The organism is Stenotrophomonas sp. 05L414_2, assembly GCF_056397905.1.
Genome location: NZ_JBFTOJ010000172.1, coordinates 1 through 8,204, shown reverse-complemented (window position 1 = coordinate 8,204; position 8,204 = coordinate 1). Strand labels below are relative to the sequence as shown.

Genomic DNA, 8,204 nt, shown 5'->3' with positions numbered 1-8,204 from the left:
ATCGCGCCGTCCATCTGGGCAGCACCGGTGATCATGTTCTTGACGTAGTCAGCATGGCCCGGGCAATCSACGTGGGCGTAGTGACGAACGGTGGATTCGTAYTCGACGTGCGCGGTCGARATCGTGATGCCRCGTGCCTTYTCTTCCGGCGCSGCGTCGATCGCGGAGTAATCCTTGAACTCGCCACCGAAGCGCTCGGCACCGATCTTGGTCAGTGCGGCGGTCAGCGTGGTCTTGCCATGATCGACGTGACCGATGGTGCCGACGTTGACGTGCGGCTTGGTGCGCTCGAACTTACCCTTTGCCATTTCGTTCTACCTTTTAGTTCGTAAGTGGTTTGGAGGACCTGAGCGTTACGCTCAGGACTTCTTCATGACTTCGTCGGCGATGTTGTTCGGCGCCGGCTCGTAGTGGTCAAATTCCATCGTGAAGGTGGCGCGGCCCTGGGTCTGCGAACGCAGCGAGGTCRCGTAGCCAAACATTTCGCCCAGCGGGATCATCGCGTTGATGATGCTGGCCGAACCGTCACCGGTGGTATCAGAACCCTGCAGAACGCCGCGACGACGGCTCACGTCGCCCATCACGTCACCCTGGTAATCCTCCGGGGTCACGATCTCGACCTTCATGATCGGCTCCAGCAGGACCGGCTTGGCCTTGCGGAAGCCTTCCTTGAAGGCCATCGAGGAAGCGAGCTTGAACGCCATTTCCGAGGAGTCGACGTCGTGGTACGAGCCGAACACCAGCTTCACCTTGACGTCCACGACCGGGAAGCCAGCCAGCGGACCGTTGGTGATGGTTTCGCGCAGACCCTTTTCAATCGACGGAATGAATTCCTTCGGAATCACGCCACCGGTGATGTCGTTGATGAACAGGAAGTCGTCCTTGATACCCGCGGCGATCTTCGGATCTGCACGATCGGCATCGGTGATCGGCGACAGCTCGATCACGACGTGACCGTACTGACCCTTACCACCGGACTGCTTGGCGTGCTTGTAGTCCGACTTCACGTCCGACAGGGTGATCGTTTCGCGGTAAGCCACCTGCGGCTTGCCGACGTTGGCTTCAACGTTGAACTCGCGCTTCATGYGGTCAACGATGATGTCCAGGTGCAGCTCGCCCATGCCCGAGATGATGGTCTGGCCGGATTCYTCGTCGGTCTTGACGCGGAACGACGGATCTTCCTGGGCCAGACGACCCAGTGCCAGACCCATCTTTTCCTGGTCGGACTTGGTCTTCGGCTCGACGGCCATCGAGATGACCGGCTCCGGGAACACCATGCGCTCGAGGATGATCGGCTGATCCATGGAGCACAGGGTGTCACCGGTGGTGGTGTCCTTCAGGCCCACGGCGGCGGCGATGTCGCCTGCCAGCACTTCCTTGATTTCTTCACGGTTGTTGGAGTGCATCTGCAGGATRCGGCCGATGCGCTCCTTCTTGCCCTTCACCGAGTTCAGCAACTGGTCGCCTGCATTCAACGTGCCCGAGTAGACACGGAAGAAGGTCAGCGCGCCGACGAACGGGTCGGTGATGATCTTGAAGGCCAGGGCCGAGRAGGGAGCCTTGTCGTCAGACTTGCGGCTCATTTCCTTGGTCTCATCGTCAACGTCGGTACCGGTCACGTCCGGCACGTCGATCGGCGACGGCAGCAGCTGGATCACGCCGTCCAGCATGGCCTGCACGCCCTTGTTCTTGAACGCCGAGCCGCAGTACATCGGCACGATGTCGGTCGCCAGGGTGCGCACGCGCAGGGCTTCGATGATCTCGGCCTCGGTCAGCTCATCGCCGCCCAGGTACTTGTCCATCAGCTCTTCGCTGGCTTCGGCAGCCGCTTCGATCATGAAGGTACGGGCTTCGGTCGCTTCAGCCAGCAGCTCGGCCGGCACATCGCTGTACTCGAACTTCATGCCCTGCGAAGCCTCATCCCAATGGATGGCCTTCATCTTCAGCAGATCGACGACGCCCTTGAAGCCTTCCTCAGCGCCGATCGGCAGCTGCATCGGAACGGCCTTGGCACCCAGCTTCGCCTTCAGCTGGCCGACGACCTTGCTGAAGTTGGCGCCGGTGCGGTCCATCTTGTTGACGAACGCGATGCGCGGCACCTTGTAACGGTTGGCCTGGCGCCACACGGTTTCCGACTGCGGCTGCACGCCACCGACGGCACACAGCACGAAGACGGCACCGTCGAGCACGCGCAGCGAGCGCTCCACTTCGATGGTGAAGTCGACGTGCCCGGGGGTGTCGATGATGTTGAAGCGGTGCTCCGGCAGGGACTTGTCCATGCCCTTCCAGAACGCGGTGGTCGCAGCGGACTGGATCGTGATGCCACGCTCCTGCTCCTGCTCCATCCAGTCCATGGTGGCGGCGCCGTCRTGCACTTCRCCRATCTTGTGGYTCWYRCCSGTGTAGAACAGGATGCGCTCGGWSGTGGTGGTCTTGCCGGCATCGATGTGGGCCATGATGCCGAAATTGCGGTAACGCTCGATGGGAGTGGAACGGGCCACGGGGAGCCTCTCAGATTTCTTGGATTTCGGATGGCCGAACGCCGCCTTTCGGCGGCCTTCGGATTGGCGCAGCCCTTCTGGGGCCGCGAGGCAGCACCGAGATGGTGCTGCCCTGCCTGTTTTACAAGGCCGTCAAACTCACCAGCGGTAGTGGGCGAATGCCTTGTTGGCTTCGGCCATGCGGTGGGTTTCTTCGCGCTTCTTGATGGCGCCGCCACGGTTTTCCGAGGCGTCGATCAGTTCAGCGGCCAGCTTCTTCGGCATGGTGTTCTCACCACGCTTGCGCGCGGAGTCGATCAGCCAACGCATGGCCAGAGCCATCTTGCGCGAGGCGCGCACTTCGACCGGCACCTGGTAGGTGGCACCACCGACGCGGCGGGACTTGACTTCGACCGACGGAGCCACGTTTTCCAGAGCCTTCTGAACCAGCTCGACGGAATTCGGGTTCTTCTCACCGATCACGTCCATGGCGCCATAGACGATCTTTTCAGCGACCGACTTCTTGCCGCTCAGCATCACCATGTTGATGAAACGGGCGATGGTTTCGCTTCCGTGCTTCGGATCCGGCAGGACTGCGCGCTGCGGCGTATTACCTTTACGAGACATGTGTGCTTTCCCTTAGCTCTTCGGACGCTTGGCGCCGTACTTGGAACGGCCCTGGCGACGCTTGGCAACGCCGGAGGCGTCGAGCGAACCACGAACGGTGTGGTAACGCACACCCGGCAGATCCTTGACGCGACCGCCACGGATCAGGACCACGGAGTGCTCCTGCAGGTTGTGGCCTTCACCGCCGATGTAGGAAATCACTTCTTCCTGGTTGGTCAGGCGAACCTTGGCAACCTTGCGAAGGGCCGAGTTCGGCTTCTTCGGAGTAGTGGTGTAAACGCGCGTGCAGACGCCACGGCGCTGGGGGCACTTTTCGAGAGCCGGCGAGGCGCTCTTATAAGTGGTTGCCTGCCGCGGCTTGCGGACAAGCTGATTGATCGTCGCCATCAGTATGTTCTTCTGAGAGAGGCCGAAAAAAACCGGCCATGAATGCGGATATGTGCGAGCAGGCGAAAAACCGGCCTGCTGAGACAGACGATTGTAGCAACCTGGCGAAAACGCGGTCAAATGCGCACGCGCCAAGCCAGCCCTGATCCAGGGCCGTTACAGGGGAGCCTTCTCCATGCCCCCCGTTCAGGTTGTCGCCCGACCCATCGCTGGGCCGGGGCGGCATCCTACCTCATCGACGGCGAACAGACCAGCGGCCTGGGCCCTCGAGTGCAGATCCCGCCGAGGCGGGTCCTGCGTGATACGTGTCCGGCACGGAGCCGGACCATGAAGCAGGGACCGGCCGATGGCCGCCCCCTGCCCGATCGAGGTCCGGCCTGAGCCGGACCGGCCGATCAATCCTCGGCCTGCTCGGCGTCGGTCGACTCCACCACCACTTCCGGTGCTGCCACGGCCACGGCGGCTGCAGCTGCCGGGGTGCCGGCCAGAGTCTGCATTTCCGAGTCCGTCAGCCCGCTCGCATTGCGGCGGCGGTTGGCGTGGTAGGTCAGACCGGTACCGGCCGGAATCAGACGGCCGACGATCACGTTTTCCTTCAGGCCGCGCAGGTTGTCCTTGGTGCCGCGGACGGCAGCCTCGGTCAGYACGCGRGTGGTTTCCTGGAAGGAAGCMGCCGAGATGAACGATTCGGTRGMCARCGAYGCCTTGGTGATRCCCAGCAGGACCGGATCGAAGCGAGCAATCAGCTCGTTGCGGGTGGTCAGGCGTGCATTTTCCTCGATGACGCGCTGGCGCTCGACCTGTTCGCCGTTCAGGAACTTGCTGCTGCCCTGATCGGTGATCTCGACCTTGCGCAGCATCTGGCGGGTGATCACCTCGATGTGCTTGTCGTTGATCTTCACGCCCTGCAGGCGGTACACGTCCTGGATTTCCTTGACCAGGTAGGCGGCCAGCGGCTCGACGCCCAGCAGACGCAGGATGTCCTGCGGGCTCGGCTCGCCGTCGACGATGGTTTCGCCCTTGGTCACGTGCTCACCTTCGAACACGATGACCTGACGGTACTTCGGAATCAGCTCTTCGTGCTCCGAACCATCGGTGTCCTTGATGATCAGGCGCTGCTTGCCCTTGGTGTCCTTGCCGAAGCTGATGATGCCCGAACGCTCGGCCAGCACTGCCGGATCCTTCGGCTTGCGGGCTTCGAACAGATCGGCCACGCGCGGCAGACCACCGGTGATGTCGCGGGTCTTCGACGCTTCCTGCGGGATCTTGGCAACCACGTCACCCACGCCGACGGCAGCGCCGTCCTGCAGGTTGACGATCGAGCGCGGCGGCAGCAGGTACTGCGCCGGCAGGTCGGTGCCCGGAATCGACAGGTCGTTGCCCTTGCCATCGACGATGCGGACGATCGGGCGCAGATCCTTCGCCTGGGCGCCGCGGCGCTTCGGGTCGGTGATTTCGCGCGACGCCAGGCCGGTCAGCTCATCGGTCTTCTCGATGACGGTAATGCCGTCGACGAAGTCGATGAAGCGGATGAAACCGGCCACTTCCGAAACGATCGGATGGTTATGCGGATCCCAGTTGGCCACGGTCTGGCCAGCCTTGACCGCATCACCGTCCTTGGAGGTGATGGTCGCACCGTACGGCAGCTTGTAACGCTCACGCTCACGGCCGTGCGCATCGAGCACCGACATTTCACCCGAGCGCGACACCGCGACCAGCGAGCCGTTGGCATGGGCAACCGACTTGAGGTTGCTGAACTTGACCGAGCCGGTGGTCTTGACGGTGATGTTGTCGACCGCAGCAGCTCGCGATGCCGCACCACCGATGTGGAACGTACGCATSGTCAGCTGGGTACCCGGCTCACCGATGGACTGCGCGGCGATRACGCCGACCGCTTCACCGATGTTGACCAGGTGGCCACGGGCCAGGTCGCGGCCGTAGCAGCGAGCGCAGACGCCGAAGGCCGATTCGCAGGAGATCGTCGAGCGGACCTTGATGGTCTGCACGCTGGCTTCTTCAAGCTTGGCGACCCAGGCTTCGTCGAGCAGGGTGTTGCGGGTGACGATCGGATCTTCGTCGTTGCCCGGCAGGAACACGTCCTCGGCAACCACGCGACCCAGCACGCGATCCTTCAACGGCTCGACCACGTCGCCGCCTTCAACGATCGGAGTCATGATCAGGCCTTCGGTGGTACCGCAGTCCACCTCGGTGATCACCACGTCCTGCGCCACGTCGACCAGACGACGGGTCAGGTAACCCGAGTTCGCGGTCTTCAGCGCGGTATCGGCCAGACCCTTACGGGCACCGTGGGTGGAGTTGAAGTACTCCTGCACGTTCAGGCCTTCGCGGAAGTTCGCCTTGATGGGCGTCTCGATGATCGAGCCATCGGGACGGGCCATCAGGCCACGCATGCCGGCCAGCTGACGGATCTGCGCCTGGCTGCCTCGTGCACCGGAGTCGGCCATGATGTACAGGGAGTTCATCGACTTCTGGTCGATGGTCTCGCCCTTGGCATTGATGACCTTCTCGGTACCGATGGTGTCCATCATCGCCTTGGCGATGCGCTCATTGGTGCGCGACCAGATGTCGACCACCTTGTTGTAGCGCTCGCCGGCGGTGACCAGGCCCGACTGGTACTGCTCCTGGATTTCCAGCACTTCGGCTTCGGCCTCGGTGAGGATGCCCTTCTTCTCGTCCGGGATCAGCATGTCGTCGATGCCGATCGAGACGCCGGCGCGGGTCGCGTAGGCGAAGCCGGTGTACATCAGCTTGTCGGCGAACACGACCGTGTCCTTCAGACCCAGCTGGCGGTAGCTGGAGTTGATCAGGCGGCTGATGTTCTTCTTGGTCAGCTCGGTGTTGGCCAGCGCGAACGGCAGGCCTTCCGGCAGGATTTCAGCCAGCAGGGCGCGACCGATGGTGGTATCCACGATCGAGGTCTTGCTCTGCTTGTTGCCTTCCTCGTCGGTCACCACCTCGGTGATGCGGACCTTGACGCGCGCGTGCAGTTCCACCACGCGGTTGTCGTAGGCGCGCTTGACTTCGGCGATGTTGGCGAAGGCCATGCCCTCGCCCTTCTTGTTTTCCAGCGAGCGGGTCATGTAGTACAGACCCAGCACGACGTCCTGCGACGGCACGATGATCGGCTCGCCGTTGGCCGGCGACAGGATGTTGTTGGTGGACATCATCAGCGCACGCGCTTCCAGCTGGGCTTCCAGCGAAAGCGGCACGTGGACGGCCATCTGGTCACCGTCGAAGTCGGCGTTGAACGCGGTGCAGACCAGCGGGTGCAGCTGGATGGCCTTGCCTTCGATCAGGACCGGCTCGAAGGCCTGGATGCCCAGACGGTGCAGGGTCGGCGCACGGTTCAGCATCACCGGATGCTCGCGGATGACCTCTTCCAGGATGTCCCAGACTTCGGCTTCTTCGCGCTCGACCAGCTTCTTGGCGGCCTTGATGGTGGTGGCCAGGCCACGACGCTGCAGCTTGGCAAACACGAACGGCTTGAACAGTTCGAGCGCCATCTTCTTCGGCAGGCCGCACTGGTGCAGGCGCAGGTACGGACCGACCACGATGACCGAACGGCCCGAGTAGTCGACGCGCTTGCCGAGCAGGTTCTGGCGGAAACGACCCTGCTTGCCCTTGATCATGTCGGCCAGCGACTTCAGCGGGCGCTTGTTGGYGCCSGTGATGRCRCGRCCGCGACGGCCGTTGTCSARCAGSGCRTCGACCGAYTCCTGCAGCATSCGCTTTTCRTTGCGCACGATGATGTCCGGCGCGCTCAGTTCGAGCAGGCGGCGCAGGCGGTTGTTGCGGTTGATGACRCGGCGGTACAGGTCGTTCAGATCGGAGGTCGCGAAGCGGCCACCATCCAGCGGAACCAGCGGACGCAGGTCCGGCGGCAGCACCGGCAGGACGGTCATGACCATCCACTCCGGACGGTTGCCCGATTCCAGGAAGGCTTCGATCAGCTTGATGCGCTTGGTCAGTCGCTTCAGCTTGGTTTCCGAACCGGTGCTGGCGATCTCTTCGCGCAGGCGGGTCATTTCCGACTGCAGGTCGATGGTGCGCAGCAGTTCGTACACGGCCTCGGCGCCCATGGCGGCGTCGAAGTCGTCGCCATGCTCCTGGCGGGCCTGCAGGTACTGTTCTTCGGTCAGCAGCTGGCGGCGCTCCAGGGCGGTCAGGCCCGGCTCGGTCACCACGTAGGCTTCGAAGTACAGCACGCGCTCGATATCGCGCAGGGTCATGTCCAGCATCAGGCCGATGCGCGACGGCAGCGACTTCAGGAACCAGATGTGCGCGACCGGCGAGGCCAGGTCGATGTGGCCCATGCGCTCGCGACGCACCTTGGCCAGGGTCACTTCGGTGCCGCACTTCTCGCAGACCACGCCGCGGTGCTTCATGCGCTTGTACTTGCCGCACAGGCACTCGTAGTCCTTGACCGGTCCGAAGATGGCGGCGCAGAACAGGCCGTCACGTTCCGGCTTGAAGGTACGGTAGTTGATGGTTTCCGGCTTCTTCACTTCGCCGAAGGACCACGAACGGATCAGGTCCGGCGAAGCCAGCGCGATCTTGATCGCGTCGAAGTCCAGCGTCTGGCGCTGCTGGTTGAAGAGGTTGAGCAGGTCTTTCATGGTGTTCTCCAGAAGGAGGAATGCTGTGTCGATGGGCTTTCAGTTCACTGCCAGCGGCGCGGCGGCGGTGGCC

General features: G+C 62.9%; 5 protein-coding genes. All 5 read right to left on the bottom strand.

Features of this window, described 5'->3' with window-relative positions:
* On the bottom strand, nucleotides 1-308 hold a 308-nt coding region (locus AC1DJN_RS18430; RefSeq protein WP_279208914.1), incomplete at its 3' end, for a GTP-binding protein.
* 51 nt (nucleotides 309-359) lie between these two features.
* On the bottom strand, nucleotides 360-2,501 hold the full coding sequence (fusA, locus tag AC1DJN_RS18425) for an elongation factor G (RefSeq protein ID WP_478039704.1): 2,142 nt from the start codon (nucleotides 2,499-2,501) through the stop codon (nucleotides 360-362).
* A gap of 138 nt (nucleotides 2,502-2,639) precedes the next feature.
* A complete protein-coding gene (rpsG, locus tag AC1DJN_RS18420) occupies nucleotides 2,640-3,107 on the bottom strand; it encodes a 30S ribosomal protein S7 (protein ID WP_025879343.1) in 468 nt (155 codons plus the stop codon).
* A 12-nt stretch (nucleotides 3,108-3,119) separates the two neighbouring features.
* A complete protein-coding gene (gene rpsL / locus AC1DJN_RS18415) occupies nucleotides 3,120-3,494 on the bottom strand; it encodes a 30S ribosomal protein S12 (RefSeq protein ID WP_025879344.1) in 375 nt (124 codons plus the stop codon).
* Between the two features lie 395 nt (nucleotides 3,495-3,889).
* On the bottom strand, nucleotides 3,890-8,131 hold the full coding sequence (gene rpoC, locus AC1DJN_RS18410; protein ID WP_478039702.1) for a DNA-directed RNA polymerase subunit beta': 4,242 nt from the start codon (nucleotides 8,129-8,131) through the stop codon (nucleotides 3,890-3,892).
* Nucleotides 8,132-8,204: the final 73 nt, after the last annotated feature.